Raw genomic sequence first — 23,075 nt, forward strand, 5'->3', positions numbered from 1 at the left:
ATTTATTTTAACGCGTGAGTATAACGCGCCGATCGTTGATGACAACAACCCTTACGGTCAGGGAATAATCCGCGCGGCTCTCAACTGCGCGAACAGGTGGAAAAACATCTCATCCGTCGCCTGCATTTGCGTAAAGCCCGCCCTGCGCAGCTTGCTCCCGTCACCAAACATGTCGTAGTCCCAGCTAAAGACAAAATCGGCAAACCGCCCGTCGCTCAGCTGCAGAATATCCGCTTCCACCAGCCGCTCTCCGGCAAGCTCGCGCCATACGCCGCGATAGTCCGTAAACAGCTGTTGAAATGACAGCCTCACCGGCGGTGCAGAGTCCAGGTCAAACCAGCGTGCGATGCGCGGCCAGAGCTCGCTCCAGCGCCAGATATCGCCATTATTCACGTTGAACGCCTGATTCTGTGCCGCAGGTGACGCGGCGGCCCACAGCGTTGCCTCGGCCAGCAGCCCGGCGTCGGTATGGTCAACGATACTGTGCCAGGTCTGTTCCGAACCGGGAAAACGCAACGGTAAACCCAGCGCCTTGCACAGGGAGGCGTACAGGGCAATGCTCAGCGCAAGGTTCATGGCATTGCCCGGTACCGCACTCCCTACCACGCCCGGCCTGATGGCATTCCAGTGCCAGCGCTTTCCCCGCTGAAACTGGCTGAGCCACGCAAGCTGCGCGGCGTTAAATTCGGCACCCGGTACGACGGGATCGCTTTCGCGCGCCGGGGTTTTAAACGGCCCCAGATGCGCGCCGTAGACCTTGTACCCCTGCATCAGGCTTACCGTCTGCAAAGGTGCCGTTTTTTCGAGGATGCTGACCAGATTACGCAGCATGGTGACGTTCGGCTCAACCATGTCTTCCCAGTTCGCCGCGTTCGCCCAGGCGCTGTAAAAGAGATGGGTGGCACCGTCCAGGGAGCGCAGCGCCCGGGCGCTGTCCTTTTCATCCAGTAAATCGATCTTGACCATCGGAATGCCGTCAGGATGCGACCCGGCATGGCGGCTAAGGCCGATCACCTGCCACTGATGGTGCAGGAGCGTGTTGACCATCTGTCTGCCGACAATGCCGCTGGCGCCCGCGACCAGGGCGACGTTGTGTTGCTGCCTATTATTCATGGTATTTCTCCGGAAAGGGTGACAGACGCAGTGTGATATATTATTTTTTCTGGAGATATCCCATGAAACCGATGGCACTTATAAGCAAAATCATTAAATGAATAATAAGCTCAATGCCATTTCTACCTTTCTGCGCGTCGCTGAAGCGGGCTCGTTTTCAGCGGCTGCCCGTCAGACCGGTATTAAGCAGTCCGCCGTCAGTCAACAGATCGCGGCGCTTGAGGAAGAGCTTGGCGTGGTACTGCTGCACCGTACGACGCGTACGATGAAGCTGACCGAACAAGGGGAGCGCTACCGGCATGATATGCAGCTCGTGCTGGACGCCATGGGGGAAGCGGAGAGGCGTTTACATCCTGTCGATCATAGCGTTCAGGGACGCGTCCATGTCCAGTTGCCGAGCGGCCTGGGGCAGATCTTTTTACCGCACCTGCTGGCGCTACAGCGCCTGCATCCCGAACTGCATCTGATGCTTTCCCTTGATGATCGCCTTGCCGATCTGGTGACGGAGGGCGTGGATGTCGCGATACGGCTGAGCAGTGAGCCCCCGCAGGCGCATGCGGCGCGCGTACTGGGGCGTATTGAAGCTGCACTGTTTGCCGCCCCCGGCTTTCAGGCGGTACGCGCCGTCAGCGAGCTGGTGACGCTGCCACACGTGCGGTTCAGCGGCATTCCGCTGGATGCTCCCCTGCGCCTGATGTCTGACGCGGAGACGGTCGAGGTCAACGTGAATACCGTTTTCCGTGCCAACACCAGTGAGGCGCTGCTGCAGGCGCTGGAATCCGGCATGGGTATCGGCGGCATGCAGCGACCGCTCGTGGCCAGGGCTCTGCAGGCGGGCACGCTGGTACCGGTGCTGCCCGACTGGCGGTTACCCGATCGCTTCCTCTATGCCGTTTATCCTGATGCCCGCTTTATTCCGCAGCGCGTCAGAAAGGTCGTCAGCGTGATTGAGCAATTACTGCCTGAGATCGCGACCCACAACGCCACAAAATAACCGCCTTTTACCTCGCCACCGGTAAATCCGCGTACCGCGTCGTATAGGCCGGTGACAACATTTCCCGCTTCATCGCCCACGGTTTCTCAATCCCCTGCCCGGCGAACCATATCTTCCCTTTGCCGGAGTGATTGACGCTGTCGATCATCTCCATCAGCGCCGCGCTGTTGGCGCGCAGGCGATTGTCGTCAAACAGATTAAGCTGAGCGACGCCGCTGCTGAAAAAGTCCGCCAGCATGACCCCGGCCTTCATATAGCGATACCCGTCGAGCCATATCCGCCCCAGCGCCTCCGTGGCGGCACGGATGATATCCCGCGAGTCATTGGTGGGCGTCATCAGGGTGACCGAAGCCTGATTACCGTAATAAATTTCGTTGTCCGCATGCGGGCTGGTGCGCACAAACACGCTGATAAAGCGACAGTATTGATGCTCGCCGCGCAGTTTCTCTGCGGCGCGTTCCGCGTAGGCGCAAATCGCCTGGTGCATCTCTTCATATTGCGTAATGCGATGACCAAACGAACGGCTACAGATGATTTGCTGCTTCGTGGGGGTGTACTCTTCCAGGTCAAGACAGGGCTCGCCGCGAAGCTCGCGCGCCGTACGCTCCAGCACCACGTTAAAATGTTTGCGAATGACCCACGAGGAGGCCTCCGCCAGCTCCAGCGCCGTGGTAATCCCCATCGCGTTCAGTTTTTTCGTGATGCGCCGCCCTACGCCCCATACCTCCTCTACCGGAACCTTTGCCAGCAGTTTACGCTGCCGCTCCCGGCCCGACAGATCGACCACGCCGCCGGTACTGGCCCAGCGTTTCGCCGCATAGTTGGCCAGCTTTGCCAGCGTTTTTGTCGGGGCAATGCCGACGCCAACGGTTAAACCCGTGTTTTTAAAGACCTGCGTGCGCATCTGGTGTCCGAACGCGTCCAGCGACATGCAGTTACCGATCCCTGAAACGTTCACGAACGCCTCGTCAATCGAGTAAATTTCTATGGCCGGAGCCAGATCCGTCAGCGTCTGCATCACCCGACTGCTGAGGTCGGCATACAGCGCATAGTTCGAACTGAAGACGTAAACCCTCGCCGGAAAAAGCTTCTCTTTGAATTTAAAATAGGGCTCACCCATTTTTATGCCGAACTGCTTTGCCTCCCGCGAGAGTGAAATTATGCAGCCGTCGTTGTTGGACACCACCACGATGGGCTTCCCCTCCAGATCGGGGCGGAATACCTTCTCGCAGGAGGCATAGAAGCTGTTCACATCAACCAGCGCGAACATGTTTATGCGTTTTAAGCGTGTGGGTGACGACGCCGAAGATCTGCAGTTCCTCTTCGGAATGAAAGGTAATCGGCTGATAGCGGGCATTATGCGGCAGAAGTCTCAGAGCCGGGCGCGTCTGTAGCTCTTTCACCGTAAACTCACCGGCGACCGACGCCACAACGATATCCCCATGTTCGGCATTTAACGAACGATCGACCACCAGCAGATCGCCGTCGCCGATCCCCGCGCCAATCATGGAGTCTCCACTCACCTTGATAAAATAGGTCGCACTGGGATGTCTTACTGCCAGCCGGTTAAGATCGAGACGATCCTCCACATAATCCTGCGCCGGGCTGGGAAACCCACAGGCAACACGTTCTAAAAACAAAGGTAGTTCAATGATTTGTTTTGGTTGATAAGAAAAGAGAGTGTCCATAATGTCTTTCTCGCCAGATACTGTATATAAATACAGTATTACGGATTATGGCCAGGGATCAAGGTCATTTCCGGAAGCGAACCCAAACGCGTTGAAGTGTCAGAAGATTTAAAACGCGCAAAGCCCGGAAGCGCATGTCGGGCTTTGCGCCTGTGACGATCAGTCCATCAGCGTATTCAATGTTTCCAGCGCGTCAGGCGGCAGTTGCAGTTCCCCCGCCGCGAGGTTTTGCCGCAGATGTGCCACGGAAGAGGTGCCCGGGATCAGCAGGATATTCGGGGAACGCTGCAGCAGCCATGCCAGCGCAACCTGCATTGCCGTGACGCCCAGTGAATCCGCGACAGCCTTCAGCCCGGACGATTGCAGCGGCGTAAAGCCGCCCAGTGGGAAGAACGGCACATACGCGATCCCCTGCTGCGCGAGCAGATCCACCAGCGCATCATCACTCCGGTTCACAATGTTGTACATGTTCTGCACGCACACCACCGGCACCATCTTCTGCGCTTCCGCGACCTGGGTGGCCGTGACGTTGCTCAGGCCAATATGCCGCACCAGCCCCTGCTGCTGTAATTCTGCCAGGGTGGAGAGCGGTTCAGCAATCGACCCTTCCGCTGGCCCGTGCGCGCTAAACATGATCCGCAGGTTCACCACGTCCAGCACGTCCAGCTGCAGATTACGCAGGTTGTCATGCACCGCCTGCGTCAGCTCCTGCGCGGAAAAGGCCGGCAGCCAGGCGCCTTTGTCGTTGCGACGGGCACCAATCTTGGTGACGATCGTCAGATCGTCCCGATAAGGATGAAGCGCCTCGCGGATCAGCTGGTTGGTGACATGAGGGCCATAAAAATCACTGGTATCAATGTGGTTCACCCCCGCCGCCACGGCCTCGCGTAACACCTCCAGCGCGGCCTGCTTATCCTTCGGCGGCCCAAAGACGCCCGGTCCGGCGAGCTGCATCGCGCCGTAGCCCAGTCGTTTCACCGTCCGCGTCCCAAGCGCGTACGTCCCGCTTTTATCAATGCTGCTCATGTTGGCCTTCCTCATAAAAATGATCCGGATTTACAACAGGTTCCCTCTGGGAGCCTTTAGTTAAGCGCGAGTTAATTAAAGTTTACATTCTCTACGACGATAGTAATGAAGTAACCCTGCATCTTCTCTAACGGACGACCGCTATGCTGAAAAATCTGCACGTGATTACCGGTATTATCTTTGCCCTCACCATATTCTGCCTGCTGCAAGTTGTCACGGGAGGGTTGTTCTACTCTGCCGTCAGTAACGATCGCCATAACTTCCAGAACTCCGGCGTGCTCAATGCCCAGCAGGAAAGCCTGAGCGACAGCGTGAACACGCTGGTGAAAACGCGCGTCACCGTCACCCGCGTGGCGATCCGCTACCTGAAAAACCAGCGTGACCCGGCTTCCCTGGCGGCGATCAATAAACTGCTGGGCACCGCAGGCGACTCGCTGGCAAAAGCCGAGGCCTATAACAAAGAGTGGCAGAAACTGCCGCAGGTTAAGGGCCAGGAGGCGGCATTGACCGACGAGATGCAGAAATCCTGGAACCAGATGCACGAAGTCATGCGTTTATCGATTGAGTATCTGCGCGCCGACAACTATCAGGCCTATGGCGATCTGGATGCGCAGCAGGCGCAGGACGATATGGAAGCGGTCTATAACCGCTGGCGCGCCGAAAACAACACCCTGCTGAAGGCCGCAACCGAAGAGAATCAGAGCAGCTTCACGCAGATGCAGTGGACGCTGGCGGCAATTCTGCTGGCCGTTATCGCGGTTCTGGTGGTCATCTGGCAGGGTTTACAGCACCTGCTGTTAAAACCACTCCACTCCATTATGGACCATATTCGCGCCATTGCAGGGGGCGACCTGACGCAGGAGATCGCTATCTCGGGCCGCAATGAGATGGGTCAGCTGGCCGCCGGCCTGCATGAGATGCAGCAGTCGCTGGTGACCACCGTCAGCGCCGTACGCGGAAGTACCGATTCCATCTACACCGGCGCAGGCGAAATTGCCGCAGGAAGCAACGATCTTTCCGCCCGCACCGAGCAGCAGGCCGCCTCGCTCGAAGAGACCGCCGCCAGCATGGAAGAGCTGACCGCGACGGTTAAACAGAACTCCGATAACGCCCGTCAGGCCACGCTGCTGGCGAAAAACGCCTCTGAAACGGCCGCGCGCGGCGGCCACGTCGTGGATAACGTGGTTCGCACCATGAACGAGATCGCCGACAGTTCGCAACAAATTGCGCATATTACCAGCGTGATTGACAGCATCGCGTTCCAGACGAACATTCTGGCGCTTAACGCCGCGGTGGAAGCGGCACGCGCCGGGGAACAGGGACGTGGTTTTGCGGTTGTCGCAGGCGAGGTCCGGACCCTGGCGAGCCGCAGCGCGCAGGCGGCGAAAGAGATCAAAGGGCTTATCGAGAACTCCGTCAGCCGGGTGAATACCGGTTCTGAGCAGGTTAGCGAGGCAGGCACCACCATGAAGGAAATCGTCGCCGCCGTGACCCGCGTGACCGATATCATGGGCGAGATTTCCTCTGCCTCTGACGAGCAGAGCCGCGGCATTGAACAGGTGAGCCTGGCCGTTTCGCAGATGGACAGCGTGACGCAGCAAAACGCCGCGCTGGTGCAGGAGTCCGCCACGGCGGCAGCGGCGCTGGAAGATCAGTCCGAACAGCTGCGCCAGGCGGTGGCCGCGTTTCGTCTGAACGGCAAAGAAAAAGCGGTAGCTCCACGTCCGGCCAGCGTGAAAACGCCTCAGCTGTTGCGCCCGGCAACCGCAAACGCCGCCACCGACAGCAACTGGGAAACCTTCTGAATCACCGGCGGGCGAGGAGATCGCCCGCTAGCGGCTGCGCTTGGCGTGCCGCTCCCAGTTCTCCTGTTTTGCTTCATCGGATTTACGCAGTGAAACGTAGCATGCCCCGCTGCCGCCGTGATGCGGCAGCGCCACGCAGAAGGCCTGCACTTCCTCGAACTCGGTTAACCAGCGCGCCAGATAGCTGCGCACCACATTAGGATGCGAGTTCTGCTCGCGCCCTTTTCCGTGAATGATAATCAGATTGCGTAACCCGTCACGTCCGGCCTGGCGAATAAAAGAATAGAGCATCTGACGGCAGCGTTCGGCGGGCTGACGCAGGAGGTTTAAGCTGGCCTGGCGGGCATATTTACCCGAGCGCAGCTTCTCGATAACGCCCTGCTGCACCCCTTCGCGCTGGAACGCCAGCGGTTCTTCCAGAGGAAGAAGGTCAAGAAAATCCAGCGTCAGGAAGTTATCCAGCTGTTCACTATCCACCTCCTGGCGCGTCCGCGTATTGCGGCTGGGCTGCCAGTGAATATCCGGGCCACGCTTCAGCGGCTGGACATCTTCCATGGCGTCAAGAAAAAAGGATTTGTCGTCAGGGTTCATGGATATCCTCCGGCTACAACTGAGGACGGTACTATACCTGCGCCCGAGACAGGCCTCAATCACCGTTACAGGCCGTCGTGCGCAACAAATATTAACCTGATGAATATATATAGTATTTATAAAATAAAGTTAAATATGACTTAACTAAAATTTCAGCAAAGATGAAATAAGTGATTTGTGTTAAATTTTCGTAAAATCAAACACTCAATATCCTTTCATTTTGCGGGAAAGGTGTTATACCTAAATATACCTGCTTCATGGATATAATACTCAGGATTGGCGAAAGGACGCACTGCTGTGTGTACTGGAGGATCTGTCTGATGTCGGGCAGATCCTGTTTTTTTTATTATCTCACTTTCACGCCACGATTATTTTCCTCGCTTCCCGCCTGAACTGCGTAATTAATGATTCAGCCAGGGGCGTCTGACGTGAATCGCGGCGCTGAATTAAATAATATGCTGCTTTCGGAAGCGATTCGACAACCGGCAGCATGACCAGGCGGTGCGCCAGCAGCGGGTCACACCCTAGCTCCTGCGGCAATATGCTTAGAAAATCACTTTGCGCGACCAGGCTAATACAGGAGGAAAAGGTTTCACAGACCACACCAATTCGCGGTATTTGCGAGCGATGGCTAAATACCTCTTCTAACTGCTTATAATAACTTCCCCGCGGCGTCGGCATTGTCCAGTTATAATGCAGGAGTTCGTTAATCGACGTTGCCCCCGTTGCCGGATGCCCTTCGCGACAAAATACCGCAAATGGCTTCTCAAAGAGTTTTTCAAACGTAAATTCCTGGTCGTAAGGTCCCTGATAATAAGTATTGATGGTGAAATCCAGCTCTCCCTGCCGTAATTCGTTGATCATCGACACCAGCTGCCCTTCCATTATCCGCACTTTGACCTGCGGATGTTGGGCATGAAAGCGGGTAATAACGGCGGGCATCAGGCTGCGCGAAACGCTGGCCCCCATCCCGATGTTGATCTGCCCGGCCTGTTCCCCCTGCCGCTGACGAATGTCATCCTGCGCCGCGCGCAGCTCTTCCAGAATTAACCGGGCGCGCTGGTAAAAGCCCTCACCGCATTCGGTCAACGCCACGCCCTTACTCCTGCGCACGAAAAGCTGCGCCGCCATGCCCTCCTCCAGCTCTTTGATGGATTTGGTCAGCGCCGGCTGCGAAAGATTCAGCGTCCTGCTGGCACCGCGAATGCTGCCCTGACGTGCGACTTCAACAAACGCCCGGAGATGATGGAATTTAACCTGAAATGACATAGCCCGACCGATAACCGTTGTTTATCAGAGTAAAGAAACTGTCATCTACTTTACTGGAAAGGGATGTGCGAGGGTAATTCCTGAACGGTTAAAACTGTGAAAAATCGGTTAGTGATAAGTAAAAACTATCACAGCGTGAAGCAGTTCACATATTTTCATGATGACAGGAACAGATATGGACACACTGGCGCAGTACATCCAGACGTTAACCCCGCAGCTGAGCGCGTGGCGTCGCGATTTTCACCATTTTGCGGAATCCGGCTGGGTAGAGTTTCGTACCGCCGCGAAAGTTGCGGAGACCCTGGACTCGCTGGGTTACGAACTGGCGATGGGGCGTGACGTGGTCGATGCCGAAAGCCGGATGGGGCTGCCCGATGAGGCAACCCTGGCGCGAGAGTTTGCCCGCGCGCGGGCGCAAGGCGCGCCTGAAAAATGGCTGGCGCCGTTTGAAGGCGGCTTTACCGGCATTGTCGCCACCCTGAATACCGGCCGCCCTGGCCCAACCCTGGCGTTTCGCGTGGACATGGACGCCCTTGATTTAAGCGAAGCGCTCGACGACAGCCATCGCCCGTTCCGCGACGGGTTTGCCTCCTGCAATCCGGGTATGATGCACGCCTGCGCGCACGACGGCCACACCACCATTGGTCTGGGACTGGCACAGGTGCTTAAGCAGAATGCAGCCCGGCTCAACGGCACCATTAAGCTGATCTTCCAGCCTGCTGAAGAAGGCACGCGCGGCGCGCGCGCCATGGTTGCCGCCGGGGCGCTGGATGACGTGGACTATTTCACGGCCATTCATATTGGTACCGGCGTTCCTGCCGGTACGGTGATCTGCGGCAGCGAAAACTTTATGGCCACCACCAAGTTCGACGTGAGCTTCACCGGCGTGGCCGCACACGCGGGCGGTAAGCCGGAGGACGGGCGTAACGCCCTGCTCGCCGCCGCGCAGGCCGCCCTCGCCCTGCACAGCATCGCTCCGCACAGCGACGGCGCATCCCGGGTGAACGTCGGCGTGATGCAGGCGGGCAGCGGGCGCAACGTGGTGCCCGCCAATGCCCTGATCAAAGTTGAAACCCGCGGCGAAAGCGAAGCGATTAATCAGTATGTCTTTGAACGCGCGCAGGCCGTCATTACCGGCGCGGCGGCGCTCTATGGCGTGAGCGCGGAGATGCGCCTGATGGGGGCTGCCACCTCCAGCGCGCCGACACCGGCGTGGGTGGATTATCTGCGCGAACAGGCGAGCCAGGTTTCCGGGGTTGTTCATGCCATCGATAAGGTGAAAGCGCCAGCGGGTTCCGAAGACGCCACGCTGATGATGGCCCGCGTGCAGCAGAACGGCGGCATGGCGTCCTATATGGTGTTTGGCACGGATTTGAGCGCCGGACATCACAACGAAAAATTCGACTTCGATGAGCAGGTCATGACTATCGCCATCGAAACGCTGGCGCGAACAGCGCTCAATTTCCCGTGGACGCGAGGTGTGTGATGCAGGAGAACTACGCTTTTATTGCCGATGCGATCGACACGCGATGTCGGACGTTAACCGATATTGCCGACGCGATCTGGGATCGTCCCGAAACCCGCTTTGAAGAGTTCTGGTCCGCCGAACGGCTGGCCAGCGAGCTGGAAGCAGAAGGCTTCACGCTGACCCGCGAGGCAGGCGGTATTCCCAATGCCTTTATCGCCAGCTTCGGCAGCGGAAAACCGGTTATCGCCCTGCTGGGCGAGTACGACGCGCTGGCCGGGTTAAGCCAGCAGGCACACTGCGCGACGGCGCAAACCGCCACGCCGGGGGCTAACGGCCACGGCTGCGGACATAATCTCTTAGGCACCGCAGCGCTTGCGGGCGCGGTGGCGGTGAAAAGCTGGCTGGAGCAGCACGGCGGCAGCGGAACGGTGCGTTTTTACGGCTGTCCCGGTGAAGAAGGCGGCTCCGGGAAAACCTTTATGGTGCGCGAAGGGCTGTTTGATGACGTCGATGCCGCCGTCACCTGGCACCCGGAAGCCTTTGCCGGGATGTTTAACGTCAGCACGCTGGCGAATATTCAGGCCGCCTGGCGTTTTCACGGTGTGGCGGCGCACGCGGCCAACTCTCCCCATCTGGGACGCAGCGCCCTGGACGCCGTGACGCTGATGACCACCGGCACCAACTTCCTTAACGAACACATCATCGAGAAAGCGCGCGTCCATTACGCCATTACCGACACCGGCGGGATTTCGCCCAACGTGGTGCAGGCGCAGGCCGAGGTGCTGTACCTGATCCGCGCCCCGGAGATGGCGGATGCGCAGCAGATCTACGAGCGCATTGAGAAAATCGCCCAGGGCGCGGCGATGATGACCGAGACCACCGTCGAGTGTCGCTTTGATAAAGCCTGCTCCAGCTACCTGCCGAACCGCACGCTTGAGGCGGCGATGTATCGCGCCCTGCAGCACTACGGCACGCCGGAGTGGACCGACGAAGAGCGAGAGTTTGCCCGCGAGATCCGCGCCACGCTGACGCCCAACGATCTGCAAAACAGCCTGAAAAATATTGCCGCCACGGGTGGTGAAGCGGGTAAAGCCTTTGCCCGCCGTCATCAGGCGACGCTACTGGTGGATGAAGTCGCGCCTTATGCCGTCACCGACAACGTGCTGGCAGGTTCAACCGACGTGGGTGACGTCAGCTGGAAAATGCCGGTCGCCCAGTGCTTCAGCCCCTGCTTTACCATCGGCACGCCGCTGCATACCTGGCAACTGGTATCTCAGGGGCGAACCTCTATTGCCCACAAGGGCATGCTGCTGGCCGGGAAAGTGATGGGCGCGACCGCGCTCAATCTGCTGCAGGACGCGGCGCTGCTGAAAAAATGCCGTGAAGAGTTCGAACAACAAATACAAGAAAAACCGTACGCGTGTCCGATCCCACCGGGCGTGACACCGTCTCCTTTAAAATAAAAAAACACAACACAACAACACAACACTCCCGAGGAACGCCCATGAGTATGTCATCCATACCTTCGCATTCCCCATCCGGTAAGCTCTATGGCTGGGTTGAAAGGATCGGCAATAAAGTGCCGCACCCTTTCCTGCTTTTTATCTATCTGATTGTGATTTTGATGGTCGCCACCGCCGTGCTCTCCGCCTTTGATGTCAGCGTGCGCAGCCCGGCCGACGGCAGCCTGGTGGCGGTGAAAAACCTGCTGAGCATTGAAGGGCTGCACTGGTTTTTACCCAACGTGATTAAAAACTTCAGCGGATTCGCCCCGCTCGGCGCCATTCTGGCGCTGGTGCTGGGCGCCGGGCTGGCTGAGCGCGTCGGCCTGTTGCCCGCATTGATGGTGAAGATGGCTTCTCACGTCAGCGCGCGCTACGCGAGCTACATGGTGCTGTTTATCGCCTTCTTCAGCCATATCTCCTCCGACGCCGCGCTGGTGATCATGCCGCCGATGGGGGCGCTGATCTTCCTCGCCGTCGGGCGCCACCCCGTGGCGGGCCTGCTGTCCGCGATTGCGGGGGTGGGCTGCGGTTTTACCGCTAACCTGCTGATCGTGACCACCGACGTGCTGCTCTCGGGCATCAGTACGGAGGCGGCGAAAACCATTGATGCGGCCATGCACGTCAGCGTGATCGACAACTGGTACTTTATGGCAAGCTCGGTCATTCTCCTGACGATTGTCGGCGGGCTGATTACCGATAAGATCGTCGAGCCGCGCCTGGGCAAATGGGAAGGCCGTAGCGATGAAAAGCTGGAGACGCTGAGCGAAGCGCAGCGCTTCGGCCTGCGCGTGGCGGGGATTGTCTCGCTGGCGTTTATCGCCGCGGTGGCGCTGATGGTGGTGCCGGAAAACGGCATATTGCGCGATCCGGTTAAACATACGGTCCTGCCCTCGCCGTTTATTCAGGGCATCGTGCCGCTGATTATCCTCTTCTTCTTTATTGTTTCGCTCGCCTACGGTATCGCCACCGGCAAAATCCGCCGCCAGGGTGACCTACCGCAGCTGATGATCGAGCCGATGAAAGAGATGGCGGGCTTTATCGTGATGGTGTTCCCGCTGGCGCAGTTTGTGGCGATGTTTAACTGGAGCAACATGGGCAAGTTTATGGCCGTGGGCCTCACCGACGCGCTGGAGGCTGCCGGGCTAAGCGGCGTACCGGCGTTTGTCGGTCTGGCGCTGCTGTCATCCCTGCTGTGCATGTTTATCGCGAGCGGCTCCGCCATCTGGTCGATTCTGGCCCCGATCTTCGTGCCGATGTTTATGATGCTGGGGTTCCACCCGGCTTTCGCGCAGATCCTGTTCCGCATCGCGGACTCTTCGGTTATCCCGCTGGCGCCGGTTTCGCCGTTTGTTCCGCTGTTTTTAGGCTTCCTGCAGCGCTATAAACCCGAGGCCAAACTGGGTACCTACTATTCTCTGGTTTTACCCTACCCGCTTATCTTTTTAGGGGTATGGCTGGTGATGCTGGTGGCGTGGTATCTTGTCGGCCTGCCGATTGGGCCAGGGATCTACCCGAGGCTGAACTAAAGGAATGAGGATGCTGAGATTACTCGAAGATAAGATTGCGACGCCGCTGGGGCCGCTGTGGGTGATCGCGGACGAGCAGTTTTGCCTGCGCGCCGTTGAGTGGGAAGAGCACAGCGACCGCATGGAAGAACTGCTTGCGATTCACTACCGCGCCCAGGGGTATGAACGTATCCGCGCCACCAATCCGGGTGGACTGAGCGACAAGCTTGCGGCGTACTTCGAAGGCGATCTCAGCATCATCGACACGCTGCCCACCGCCACGGCGGGCACCCCTTTTCAGCGCGAAGTGTGGCAGGCGTTGCGGGCCATTCCCTGCGGACAGGTGATGCATTACGGCCAGCTCGCGGAGCAGTTAGGTCGCGCTGGGGCCGCACGCGCCGTAGGTGCCGCGAACGGCTCTAACCCGGTCAGCATCGTGGTGCCCTGCCATCGCGTTATTGGCCGCAACGGCACCCTGACCGGCTATGCCGGTGGCGTGCAGCGAAAAGAGTGGTTGCTGCGTCACGAAGGGTATCTCTTACTCTAGTTCCCAGGCTTTTTGTGCTTAATTTTCTTCCGGTTAGGCTAAAAATCCATAATCAAGCTGTGGAATTTCAAGAAGATGGCGACACATTGCCGTCTCTTGTCCTTATTGAGGGTTTGTCAGGCTTACGTACTTACCAAAAAGATGTTAAAATTGACCAATATCAATTAAGGCTTGAGCAAACCTATGATCCCAGAAAAGCGAATTATACGACGCATTCAGTCTGGCGGTTGTGCTATCCATTGCCAGGATTGCAGCATCAGCCAGCTCTGTATCCCGTTTACCCTGAATGAGCATGAACTCGATCAGCTTGATAATATTATCGAGCGTAAAAAGCCTATTCAGAAAGGGCAGACGCTGTTTAAAGCGGGAGACGAACTGAAATCGCTCTATGCTATCCGTTCTGGCACCATCAAGAGCTACACCATCACCGAACAGGGCGATGAGCAGATCACCGGCTTCCATCTGGCGGGTGACCTGGTAGGCTTTGATGCCATCGGTACGGGCCACCACCCGAGCTTTGCTCAGGCACTCGAAACCTCGATGGTTTGCGAAATTCCGTTTGAAACCCTGGACGATCTGTCCGGCAAGATGCCTAACCTGCGTCAGCAGATGATGCGTCTGATGAGCGGTGAGATCAAAGGCGATCAGGACATGATTCTGCTGCTTTCTAAAAAGAACGCAGAAGAGCGCCTGGCCGCGTTTATCTACAACCTCTCCCGCCGCTTCGCCGAGCGTGGCTTCTCGCCGCGTGAATTCCGTCTGACGATGACGCGTGGCGATATCGGTAACTACCTGGGTCTGACCGTGGAAACCATCAGTCGTCTGCTGGGTCGTTTCCAGAAAAGCGGGATGCTGGCCGTTAAGGGTAAATACATCACTATCGAAAACGGTGAAGCGCTGGCCGTTCTTGCCGGGCACGCCCGCAACGTGGCGTAAACGCCATACGTATACTGCCAGACCGATAAATTTTCCTGATTTATGGGTCTGGCCTGTCACCCCGTCTTTTATCTGCCCTTTTCACCGTAGCACGTCCCCACACAGCACCCAAAAGGGTCTCGTTGAGGTTATGAATTGAGAGAAAGTTTGTTTTTCGTTTCAGTCGTGATTGCCTCAGTGACCTTTATCTTCATTTGGATCATGCTTGTCGGCCCAATGAAGGGGGAGGAAAAAACCTACGTTCAGGACTCCACGACCTTTGCGATAGCGGTGATGGTGCTGCTGTTTATTGCGTTTATCGCGGTAACGACCACGGTGCTTTTCCTCTGATAAATTTTCATGAATTATTGATCTGGCAAAAGCTCTCCTCTGTTTCATTCAGGATATATAGGTTACTCTTTTAATTACAGACTGTGGTGACAGTAGTAAGGAGACCTGTATGGCCAAGTATCAAAACATGCTGGTAGCAATCGATCCGAATCAGGACGATCAGCCGGCATTACGACGTGCTGTGTATTTACATCAACGGATTGGTGGCAAAATCAAAGCGTTTTTGCCGATCTATGACTTCTCGTATGAGATGACCACCCTTCTGTCGCCTGACGAGCGCACCGCTATGCGTCAGGGCGTCATCAGCCAGCGTACCGCGTGGATCCGCGAACAGGCGAAGTATTACCTGGAAGCGGGCGTGCCCATTGATATCAAAGTGGTCTGGCACAACCGACCTTTCGAAGCCATCATTCAGGAAGTCGTTGCCGGTGGGCACGATCTGCTGCTGAAGATGGCGCACCAGCACGACAAGCTGGAATCCGTGATCTTCACCCCGACCGACTGGCACTTGCTGCGTAAATGCCCTTGCCCGGTCTGGATGGTGAAAGACCAGCCGTGGCCTGAAGGCGGGAAAGCCGTTGTGGCGGTAAACCTCGCCAGCGAAGAGGATTACCATAACTCGCTGAACGAGAAGCTGGTGAAGGAGACCCTCCAGCTTGCCGACCAGGTCAACCACACCGAAGTGCATCTGGTAGGTGCCTATCCGGTTACCCCGATTAACATCGCCATTGAGCTGCCGGAATTTGACCCGAGCGTGTATAACGACGCCATCCGCGGTCAGCACCTGCTGGCCATGAAAGCGCTGCGCCAGAAATTCAGCATCGATGAGAAAATGACCCACGTGGAAAAAGGGCTGCCTGAAGAGGTGATCCCGGACCTGGCTGAACACCTGCAGGCGGGGATTGTCGTGCTGGGTACCATTGGCCGTACCGGTATTTCTGCCGCCTTCCTCGGCAACACCGCCGAGCAGGTGATTGATCATCTGCGCTGCGACCTGCTGGTTATCAAGCCGGATGAGTACCAGACGCCGGTTGAGCTTGACGATCCGGAAGACGATTGACCCGCAAGATGAAAAAAAACCGTCGGCGAACCGGCGGTTTTTTTTTGCCGGGTGGCGGCTACGCCTTACCCGGCCTACGGGTTTGGTAGGCCCGGTAAGCTTGCGCCACCGGGCTTTACCCTGTCAGAGCGCTTTCAGAATCGCATCCACGCTGGCTTTGGCATCGCCAAACAGCATGTGGGTGTTCTCTTTGAAGAACAGCGGGTTCTGCACCCCGGCATAGCCGGTATTCATTGAGCGCTTAAACACGATCACGTTCTGCGCCTTCCACACTTCCAGAACCGGCATCCCGGCGATTGGGCTACGCGGATCGTCCTGCGCCGCCGGGTTAACGGTGTCGTTAGCCCCAATGACCAGCACCGTATCGGTGTCGGCGAAATCATCGTTGATCTCGTCCATCTCCAGCACAATGTCGTAAGGCACTTTCGCTTCCGCCAGCAGCACGTTCATGTGGCCTGGCAGACGCCCCGCCACCGGGTGAATACCAAAACGCACCTTGATGCCGCGCGCGCGCAGCTTCTCGGTGATTTCCGCGACCGGATACTGCGCCTGTGCCACCGCCATGCCGTAGCCCGGGGTGATAATGACCGAGTGCGAGTTTTTCAGCATCTCGGCGGTATCTTCCGCGCTGATCTCACGGTGCTCACCCACTTCCTCATCGGAACCGGTAGACGAGCCGTCAGAACCAAAGCCACCGGCGATGACGCTGATGAACGAGCGGTTCATCGCCTTACACATGATGTAAGACAGGATCGCACCGGAAGAACCCACCAGCGCACCGGTGACGATCAGCAGGTCGTTGCTCAGCATAAAGCCCGCCGCCGCCGCCGCCCAACCGGAGTAGGAGTTCAGCATGGAGACCACCACCGGCATATCCGCGCCACCGATGGACGCCACCAGATGCCAGCCGAAGGCCAGCGCGATAATGGTCATCACCAGCAACGCCAGCACCTGCAGACCGACGCTTTCGGTACGCACGAAGACCACCAGCAGCACAAACGACACCACCAGCGCCGCCAGGTTCAGCTTATGACGGTTTGGCAGCATCAGCGGCTTAGAGGAGATCTTCCCGCGCAGCTTACCGAACGCGACAATGGAGCCGGTGAAGGTGACCGCACCGATGAAGATACCGAGGAACACTTCCGTCAGGTGAATATTCACCAGAATCGGTTCCAGACCTGGCGTGTGGTACAGGTAGCTGTTGAAGCCCACCAGCACCGCGGCCAGACCCACAAAGCTGTGCAGAATCGCCACCAGCTCCGGCATCTCGGTCATTTCAACGCGTTTCGCCAGGCGAATACCAATCGCACCGCCGATGATCATCGCCACCAGGATCCACGCCACGTTGCCGGTGTCCGGCCCGAAGATGGTGGCAATCAGCGCAATCGCCATCCCGGCGATACCAAAGTTATTCCCCTGCTGAGACGTTTCGTGTTTGGAAAGCCCCGCCAGACTGAAAATAAACAGGATTGCAGCAACAATGTATGCGGCTGTCACTAATCCTCCAGACATATGCTACCCCTTAGCCTTTACGAAACATTTTCAGCATGCGCTGAGTCACGGTGAAACCACCGAAAATATTGATACTGGCGATCAGCACCGCGATAAAGCTCAGGAAGCTGATCCAGCCGCCGTGGCCAATCTGCAGTAACGCCCCCACCACGATGATCCCGGAGATGGCGTTGGTTACCGACATCAGCGGCGTATGCAGCGCATGGGAGACGTTCCACACCACGTAGTAGCCCACGACGCAGGAGAGCGCGAAGACGGTAAAGTGGCCGAGGAACTCTTTCGGCGCGACGTCAGCCAGCCAGCCGAACAGAATAATCACCAGCGCCATGATCGCGTATTTGCGCCACGGGGAAGCCGGTTTGGCAGGTTCTTTTGGTTCAGGCGCCGCTTTAGGCGCTGCCTGAGGCTGGGCCGAAACCTGAATCGGTGGCGCAGGCCAGGTAATTTCACCTTCACGCACCACGGTCACACCGCGCACCACCACGTCGTCAAAATCGACGGTGATGTTGCCGTCTTTCTCTTTGCAAAGCAGCTTCAGCAGGTTGACGAGGTTGGTGCCGTACAGCTGAGACGATTGCGTCGGCAGGCGACCCGGCAGATCGGTATAGCCGATCACCTTCACGCCGTTTGCGGTCGTGGTCACCTGATTCGCTACGGTATATTCGCAGTTGCCGCCGTTTTGCGCGGCCAGGTCGACAATCACGCTGCCCGGCTTCATGGAGTCCACCATCTCACGGGTAATCAGCTTCGGCGCCGGTTTACCCGGGATAAGCGCGGTGGTCACAATGATGTCGACATCTTTCGCCTGCGCGGCGAAGAGTTCCATTTCGGCTTTGATAAAGGCTTCGGACATCACCTTCGCATAACCATCACCGCTGCCCGCTTCTTCCTTGAAGTCCAGTTCAAGGAATTCGGCCCCCATACTCTGGACCTGTTCTTTCACCTCAGGACGGGTATCAAACGCGCGAACGATAGCGCCCAGGCTGTTTGCCGCACCGATGGCAGCAAGTCCCGCCACGCCCGCGCCAATCACCATCACCTTCGCCGGAGGGACTTTACCCGCCGCGGTGATCTGACCGGTAAAGAAGCGACCAAATTCGTGGGCCGCTTCAACGATGGCGCGGTAGCCCGCAATGTTTGCCATCGAACTTAAGGCGTCCAGCGACTGGGCGCGCGAAATACGCGGCACGGAGTCCATCGCCATCACGGTGACGCCGCGCGCGGCCAGTTTTTCCATCAGCTCAGGATTTTGCGCAGGCCAGATAAAGCTCACCAGCGTGGTGCCCGGATTCAGCAGCGCAATCTCACTCTCTTCCGGTGCGTTGACCTTCAGAATAACCGGCGACTGCCACACGTCGGCACCGTCCACCACTTCCGCGCCAGCCTGAATAAAGGCCTCGTCATCGAAACTCGCCAGTTTGCCCGCGCCGCTTTCAACTGCGACGGTAAAACCCAGCTTAAGCAGTTGCTCCACCGTTTTCGGTGTTGCCGCTACGCGGGTTTCATTGGCTAACCGTTCTTTTGGTACCCCAATACGCATAGTTTTCCCTTCCATCGGTTTTTGATGATGGTTTAACGATAAGTGCCCGCGGTTTGTATCATTTTTCGCCATAACGCAAGCAATAAGACACAATTCACCCCGGAAAATAAAACAGTAACAAACTGTCTATAACCTACTGAAAATAGCGGCCGTGATCTACCGCCAGAAAACACTATTTCTTACTTTATCTGTGAAAAATAAGCGATCGGCGTCACTGACAGTGATATTTACCTTAAATTCATCGCCAGAACCGATAATTCGCGCAAGCGAAGCGGTAAAAACATGATATAGCGCCATAAGAGAACAACTTATTAACATTAAATTAACTTGTAAAAGTCATAAGCTTTATCAGTTTTACTTGTCAAACGCGTGTTTTTTCAACATATCACTAAATGTTATCGAATAAGGTGATTCAGTGAGCACAGGCAGTGAAAAATGGCGCAGACAGCGACGGGTTTTAAATGCCATAATCGGGACCGTCTCAAATTAACAACAATACCAGTACATGGTTTGCGCAAGGCGAAGGATCATTTTTATGAAGCTTAAGAACACACTCCTGGCGTCCGCACTTCTCTCCGCGACCGCCCTGTCTGCGAATGCCGCAACAGAGTTAACGCCGGAGCAAGCGGCAGCGTTAAAACCTTTTGACCATAAGGTCATTGTGGGTCGTTATAATTCTATTGGCGACGCCGTCGCCGCTGCATCAAAGGCCGCTGATAAAAACGGGGCAGCCTCGTTTTATGTTGTTGACCAGTCTGATAACGGCAACAGCGGTAACCAGCGCGTGACCATTGCGCTGTATAAGGACAACGCGCCAAAAGCTGACGCACCGAAAAACCGCGTGATTAACGGTGTTGTTGAACTGCCGAAAGATCAGGCAATTGCGCTGGAACCGTACGACACCGTCACCGTTCAGGGCTTTTACCGCAGCCAGCCTGAAGTGAACGATGCCATCACCAAAGCCGCGAAAGAGAAAGGGGCCTACTCTTTCTACATCGTGCGTCAGGTCGATGCTAACCAGGGCGGCAACCAGCGTATTACCGCGTTCATCTATAAAGAAGATGCGAAGAAACGTGTTCTGCAGAGCCCGGATGCGATTCCGGCAAACTCAGAAGCCGGTCGCGCGGCGATAGCGAAAGGCGGCGAAGAAGCGAAGAAAGTGGAAATCCCAGGCGTCGCAACGACGGCTACGCCAAGCGCTGAAGTGGGCCGTTTCTTTGAAACGCAGTCCACGAAAGGTGGCCGTTATTCGGTTACGCTGCCAGACGGTACCAAAGTTGAAGAGCTGAACAACGCCACTGCCGCGCAGATGGTGCCGTTCGACAGCATCAAATTTACCGGCAACTACGGCAACATGACGGAAGTCTCTTACCAGGTCGCGAAGCGTGCGGCGAAGAAAGGGGCGAAGTTCTACCACATCACCCGCCAGTGGCAGGAACGTGGTAACAACGTGACCATCAGCGCCGATCTGTACAAGTAACAAAATCGTTTAAGAAAGGCGGCGCAATGCCGCCTTTTTTGTTACTTTTTTTGAATTTCTGCCACACGTCATTGCATGCTTTCGTTACACTCCGTAAAATCCCGCGCCTTAGTGTGATCCACCATTTTTATGCGCCTGAGCGAAATAATTATTCTGGATTTTGACCTTTCATAACAGGAAGCCAATGGAAAAGAAACTTGGCCTGAGTGCTCTGACTGCACTCGTTTTAAGCTCAATGCTGGGTGCAGGCGTATTCAGTTTGCCGCAAAATATGGCGGCCGTCGCCAGCCCGTCTGCCCTCATCATTGGCTGGGGCATTACGGGTGTCGGAATATTGCTGCTGGCCTTCGCCATGCTGCTGCTGACGCGCATTCGCCCGGATCTGGACGGCGGCATTTTCACCTATGCCCGGGAAGGTTTCGGCGAGCTGATTGGCTTCTGTTCGGCCTGGGGATACTGGCTGTGTGCGGTGATCGCCAACGTCTCCTATCTGGTGATCGTTTTCTCGGCCCTCAGTTTCTTTACCGATACGCCTGAGCTGCGCCTGTTTGGCGACGGGAATACCTGGCAGTCTATTGTGGGCGCCTCGGTGTTACTGTGGTTCGTCCACTGGCTGGTGCTGCGTGGCGTACAAACGGCCGCCAGCATTAACCTGGTGGCGACGCTCGCGAAACTGGTTCCGCTCGGCCTGTTTATCGTTCTGGCCTTCATTGCGTTCCGTATGGACGTGTTCACGCTCGATTTCAGCGGCGTTGCGCTGGGCGTCCCCGTCTGGGAGCAGGTGAAAAACACGATGCTGATTACCCTGTGGGTGTTCATCGGTGTTGAAGGCGCGGTTGTGGTTTCCGCCCGGGCCCGAAATAAACGCGATGTGGGCCGCGCCACGCTGCTGGCGGTACTGGCTGCGCTCGGGGTCTATCTGCTGGTGACGCTGCTGTCGCTGGGCGTGGTGGCGCGTCCTGAGCTGGCTGAAATGCGTAACCCGTCAATGGCGGGCCTGATGGTGAAAATGCTCGGCCCCTGGGGCGATGTGGTGATTGCGGCGGGTCTTATCATCTCCGTCTGCGGAGCCTACCTGAGCTGGACCATCATGGCGGCTGAAGTGCCTTTCCTGGCCGCGACGCACAAGGCGTTTCCACGCCTGTTTGCGCGTCAAAACCAAAACAGCGCGCCGTCTGCCTCACTCTGGCTGACCAACATCAGCGTTCAGATCTGTCTGGTGCTGATCTGGCTCACAGGTTCAGACTATAACACGCTGCTGACCATCGCCTCGGAGATGATTCTGGTACCCTATTTCTTAGTGGGTGCGTATCTGTTAAAAATTGCCACACGCCCGGCGCATTATGTCGTGGGTGTCGGAGCCTGTATTTACGGCCTGTGGTTGTTGTATGCTTCCGGACCTATGCATCTGCTGCTGTCGGTGGTGCTGTACGCACCGGGTCTGCTGGTGTTCATCTACGCCCGCCGCACGCATCAGCTGGAGAACGCGCTGAAACGCCGTGAGATGGCCTTAATTGGACTGTTACTGGTTGCTGCCGTGCCGGCAACCTGGATGTTAGTGGGATAGCATCGCCTTTCCCATTGTTGAACTGTAAAGGAGAATACGATGGGAAATGCACCGCTTCGCCCCATACTGATCACCGGCGGAGGCCGCCGTATCGGCCTCGCCCTCGCCCATCATTTTCTCAACCTTCGCCATCCGGTCATTGTCAGCTACCGCACGGAATACCCGTCGATTGAAGGGCTGCGCAAAGCCGGGGCGGTTTGCATTCAGGCTGATTTTTCAACCGATGAAGGCATTCTGGCCTTTGCGGAAAAGGTGAAATCCACCACAACGGGTCTGCGCGCCGTGCTCCATAACGCCAGCGCATGGCAGGCCGAAAAGCCGGGTACGTCACTCAGCGAAACGCTCTCCGCCATGCTGCAGATCCACGTCAATGCCCCTTATCTGCTTAACCACGCTCTGCAGGATCTGCTCCGCGGCCACGGGCATGCTGCGGGCGACATCATTCACTTCACGGATTATGTGGTGGAGCGCGGCAGCGACAAGCACATTGCCTATGCGGCCAGTAAAGCCGCGCTGGATAACATGACCCGCTCATTTGCCCGCAAGCTCGCCCCCGAGGTGAAGGTGAACGCCATCGCCCCGGCAATGATCTTATTCAACGAAAACGATGATGCGGAGTATCGCCAGCAGGCGCTGAATAAATCGCTGATGAAAATTGCCCCAGGCGAGAAAGAGGTCATCGACCTCGTGGATTACCTGCTCACCAGTTGCTACGTCACCGGCAGAACCTTTGCCGTGGACGGCGGCCGACCGCTGCGCTAGTGAAAGCGGCTCCAGAAGAAAATTAACACCCAAGCGCTGAGCCCCCAGCAGACCACCGCCCCGCCCAGCGCCAGGGGAAGACGCAGAAAACCGGTGAAATACCACAGCGAAAGCAGGTAGAGAAAATATGGGATGATTGACCACATGCCAAACACGATGGTCGTGCGTAACGCTTCCGTGCCGCGTTCAGACGCCACAATATAGTGGGCAATGAGTGCAAAGGTCGGGAAGAGAGGGATCAGCCCGGCAATATAGTAGTTTTTCGTTTTTGCCAGAATGCCAATCAGCAACACCACCAGCGCACCCAGCGCGGCTTTGATCACCAGAGCCATCGTTTCCCTTATAATAATCAACTCACTCTATGGGCCAGAATAACG

Annotated in this window: 21 protein-coding genes; 12 read left to right on the forward strand and 9 right to left on the reverse strand. The window is 56.9% G+C overall.

Translation table 11 applies throughout. The features are described 5' to 3' along the window. Window positions 1-57 precede the first annotated feature (57 nt). Window positions 58-1,113, reverse strand: coding sequence for an SDR family oxidoreductase (locus FHC52_RS09100; protein WP_213802799.1), 1,056 nt, complete (start codon window positions 1,111-1,113; stop codon window positions 58-60). Between the two features lie 97 nt (window positions 1,114-1,210). On the opposite strand from FHC52_RS09100, the gene FHC52_RS09105 reads away from it, so the two are divergent. Then, on the forward strand, window positions 1,211-2,107 hold the full coding sequence (locus FHC52_RS09105) for a LysR family transcriptional regulator (RefSeq protein ID WP_023327299.1): 897 nt from the start codon (window positions 1,211-1,213) through the stop codon (window positions 2,105-2,107). A 7-nt stretch (window positions 2,108-2,114) separates the two neighbouring features. Here FHC52_RS09105 and umuC read toward each other — a convergent pair whose 3' ends face one another. The 3 genes from umuC to FHC52_RS09120 all read right to left on the reverse strand — a co-directional run bounded on the left by umuC (window position 2,115) and on the right by FHC52_RS09120 (window position 4,821). After that, entirely contained in the window at window positions 2,115-3,377 is a 1,263-nt protein-coding gene (gene umuC, locus FHC52_RS09110; protein ID WP_008500531.1) for a translesion error-prone DNA polymerase V subunit UmuC, read from the reverse strand. Then, window positions 3,361-3,795, reverse strand: coding sequence for a translesion error-prone DNA polymerase V autoproteolytic subunit (gene umuD, locus FHC52_RS09115; RefSeq protein WP_063621480.1), 435 nt, complete (start codon window positions 3,793-3,795; stop codon window positions 3,361-3,363). The genes umuC and umuD overlap by 17 nt, the downstream gene beginning before the upstream one ends. A 159-nt stretch (window positions 3,796-3,954) precedes the next feature. After that, a complete protein-coding gene (locus FHC52_RS09120) occupies window positions 3,955-4,821 on the reverse strand; it encodes an aldo/keto reductase family oxidoreductase (RefSeq protein ID WP_126288084.1) in 867 nt (288 codons plus the stop codon). Window positions 4,822-4,964: 143 nt separating this feature from the next. On the opposite strand from FHC52_RS09120, the gene FHC52_RS09125 reads away from it, so the two are divergent. Then, window positions 4,965-6,626 (forward strand): methyl-accepting chemotaxis citrate transducer, encoded by a 1,662-nt coding sequence (locus tag FHC52_RS09125; RefSeq protein ID WP_025911512.1) that lies wholly within the window; start codon window positions 4,965-4,967, stop codon window positions 6,624-6,626. A gap of 27 nt (window positions 6,627-6,653) precedes the next feature. Here FHC52_RS09125 and smrA read toward each other — a convergent pair whose 3' ends face one another. Beyond that, entirely contained in the window at window positions 6,654-7,217 is a 564-nt protein-coding gene (gene smrA / locus FHC52_RS09130; RefSeq protein WP_126288082.1) for a DNA endonuclease SmrA, read from the reverse strand. A gap of 357 nt (window positions 7,218-7,574) precedes the next feature. Next, entirely contained in the window at window positions 7,575-8,486 is a 912-nt protein-coding gene (locus FHC52_RS09135) for a LysR family transcriptional regulator (protein WP_023292606.1), read from the reverse strand. Window positions 8,487-8,661: 175 nt separating this feature from the next. On the opposite strand from FHC52_RS09135, the gene FHC52_RS09140 reads away from it, so the two are divergent. From FHC52_RS09140 to uspE, 7 genes are all read left to right on the forward strand, one after another. Then, window positions 8,662-9,972: a M20 family metallo-hydrolase gene (locus FHC52_RS09140; RefSeq protein ID WP_032651635.1), complete on the forward strand. Its 1,311-nt coding sequence runs from the start codon at window positions 8,662-8,664 to the stop codon at window positions 9,970-9,972. Beyond that, complete coding sequence (locus FHC52_RS09145; RefSeq protein ID WP_128299287.1) at window positions 9,972-11,417, forward strand: M20 family metallopeptidase; 1,446 nt, start codon at window positions 9,972-9,974, stop codon at window positions 11,415-11,417. The genes FHC52_RS09140 and FHC52_RS09145 overlap by 1 nt, the downstream gene beginning before the upstream one ends. 41 nt (window positions 11,418-11,458) lie before the next feature. Next, window positions 11,459-12,985, forward strand: coding sequence for a p-aminobenzoyl-glutamate transporter (gene abgT / locus FHC52_RS09150; RefSeq protein WP_126288077.1), 1,527 nt, complete (start codon window positions 11,459-11,461; stop codon window positions 12,983-12,985). Between the two features lie 10 nt (window positions 12,986-12,995). Further along, window positions 12,996-13,511 (forward strand): methylated-DNA--[protein]-cysteine S-methyltransferase, encoded by a 516-nt coding sequence (gene ogt / locus FHC52_RS09155; RefSeq protein WP_021241159.1) that lies wholly within the window; start codon window positions 12,996-12,998, stop codon window positions 13,509-13,511. A gap of 183 nt (window positions 13,512-13,694) precedes the next feature. Continuing rightward, window positions 13,695-14,447 carry a fumarate/nitrate reduction transcriptional regulator Fnr gene (gene fnr, locus FHC52_RS09160; protein ID WP_006174991.1) on the forward strand — a complete coding sequence of 251 codons (753 nt, stop codon included), beginning with the start codon at window positions 13,695-13,697 and terminating at the stop codon, window positions 14,445-14,447. Window positions 14,448-14,594: 147 nt separating this feature from the next. Next, entirely contained in the window at window positions 14,595-14,777 is a 183-nt protein-coding gene (locus FHC52_RS09165; protein ID WP_014883604.1) for a hypothetical protein, read from the forward strand. A gap of 109 nt (window positions 14,778-14,886) precedes the next feature. After that, window positions 14,887-15,837, forward strand: a complete 951-nt coding sequence (uspE, locus tag FHC52_RS09170; RefSeq protein WP_008500542.1) for a universal stress protein UspE — start codon at window positions 14,887-14,889, stop codon at window positions 15,835-15,837. Between the two features lie 123 nt (window positions 15,838-15,960). On the opposite strand, the gene pntB is transcribed toward uspE, so the two are convergent. Both pntB and pntA read right to left on the reverse strand, forming a co-directional pair. Beyond that, window positions 15,961-17,349, reverse strand: a complete 1,389-nt coding sequence (gene pntB / locus FHC52_RS09175) for a Re/Si-specific NAD(P)(+) transhydrogenase subunit beta (RefSeq protein WP_021241158.1) — start codon at window positions 17,347-17,349, stop codon at window positions 15,961-15,963. Between the two features lie 10 nt (window positions 17,350-17,359). Then, complete coding sequence (pntA, locus tag FHC52_RS09180; RefSeq protein WP_008500544.1) at window positions 17,360-18,889, reverse strand: Re/Si-specific NAD(P)(+) transhydrogenase subunit alpha; 1,530 nt, start codon at window positions 18,887-18,889, stop codon at window positions 17,360-17,362. 535 nt (window positions 18,890-19,424) lie between these two features. On the opposite strand from pntA, the gene ydgH reads away from it, so the two are divergent. The 3 genes from ydgH to folM all read left to right on the forward strand — a co-directional run bounded on the left by ydgH (window position 19,425) and on the right by folM (window position 22,698). Further along, on the forward strand, window positions 19,425-20,369 hold the full coding sequence (ydgH, locus tag FHC52_RS09185; RefSeq protein ID WP_008500545.1) for a DUF1471 family protein YdgH: 945 nt from the start codon (window positions 19,425-19,427) through the stop codon (window positions 20,367-20,369). Between the two features lie 184 nt (window positions 20,370-20,553). Continuing rightward, a complete protein-coding gene (locus tag FHC52_RS09190) occupies window positions 20,554-21,936 on the forward strand; it encodes an amino acid permease (protein ID WP_023292612.1) in 1,383 nt (460 codons plus the stop codon). Between the two features lie 39 nt (window positions 21,937-21,975). Continuing rightward, window positions 21,976-22,698 carry a dihydromonapterin reductase gene (gene folM / locus FHC52_RS09195; protein WP_008500548.1) on the forward strand — a complete coding sequence of 241 codons (723 nt, stop codon included), beginning with the start codon at window positions 21,976-21,978 and terminating at the stop codon, window positions 22,696-22,698. Here folM and FHC52_RS09200 read toward each other — a convergent pair. Continuing rightward, the gene (locus FHC52_RS09200; protein WP_021241155.1) at window positions 22,695-23,030 is read right to left on the reverse strand and encodes a GlpM family protein; all 336 of its coding nucleotides are present in this window, start codon (window positions 23,028-23,030) and stop codon (window positions 22,695-22,697) included. The genes folM and FHC52_RS09200 overlap by 4 nt on opposite strands. Window positions 23,031-23,075 lie beyond the last annotated feature (45 nt).

This window comes from Enterobacter sp. EC_64 (genome assembly GCF_019584165.1).
Taxonomy (GTDB): Bacteria; Pseudomonadota; Gammaproteobacteria; order Enterobacterales; family Enterobacteriaceae; genus Enterobacter; species Enterobacter roggenkampii.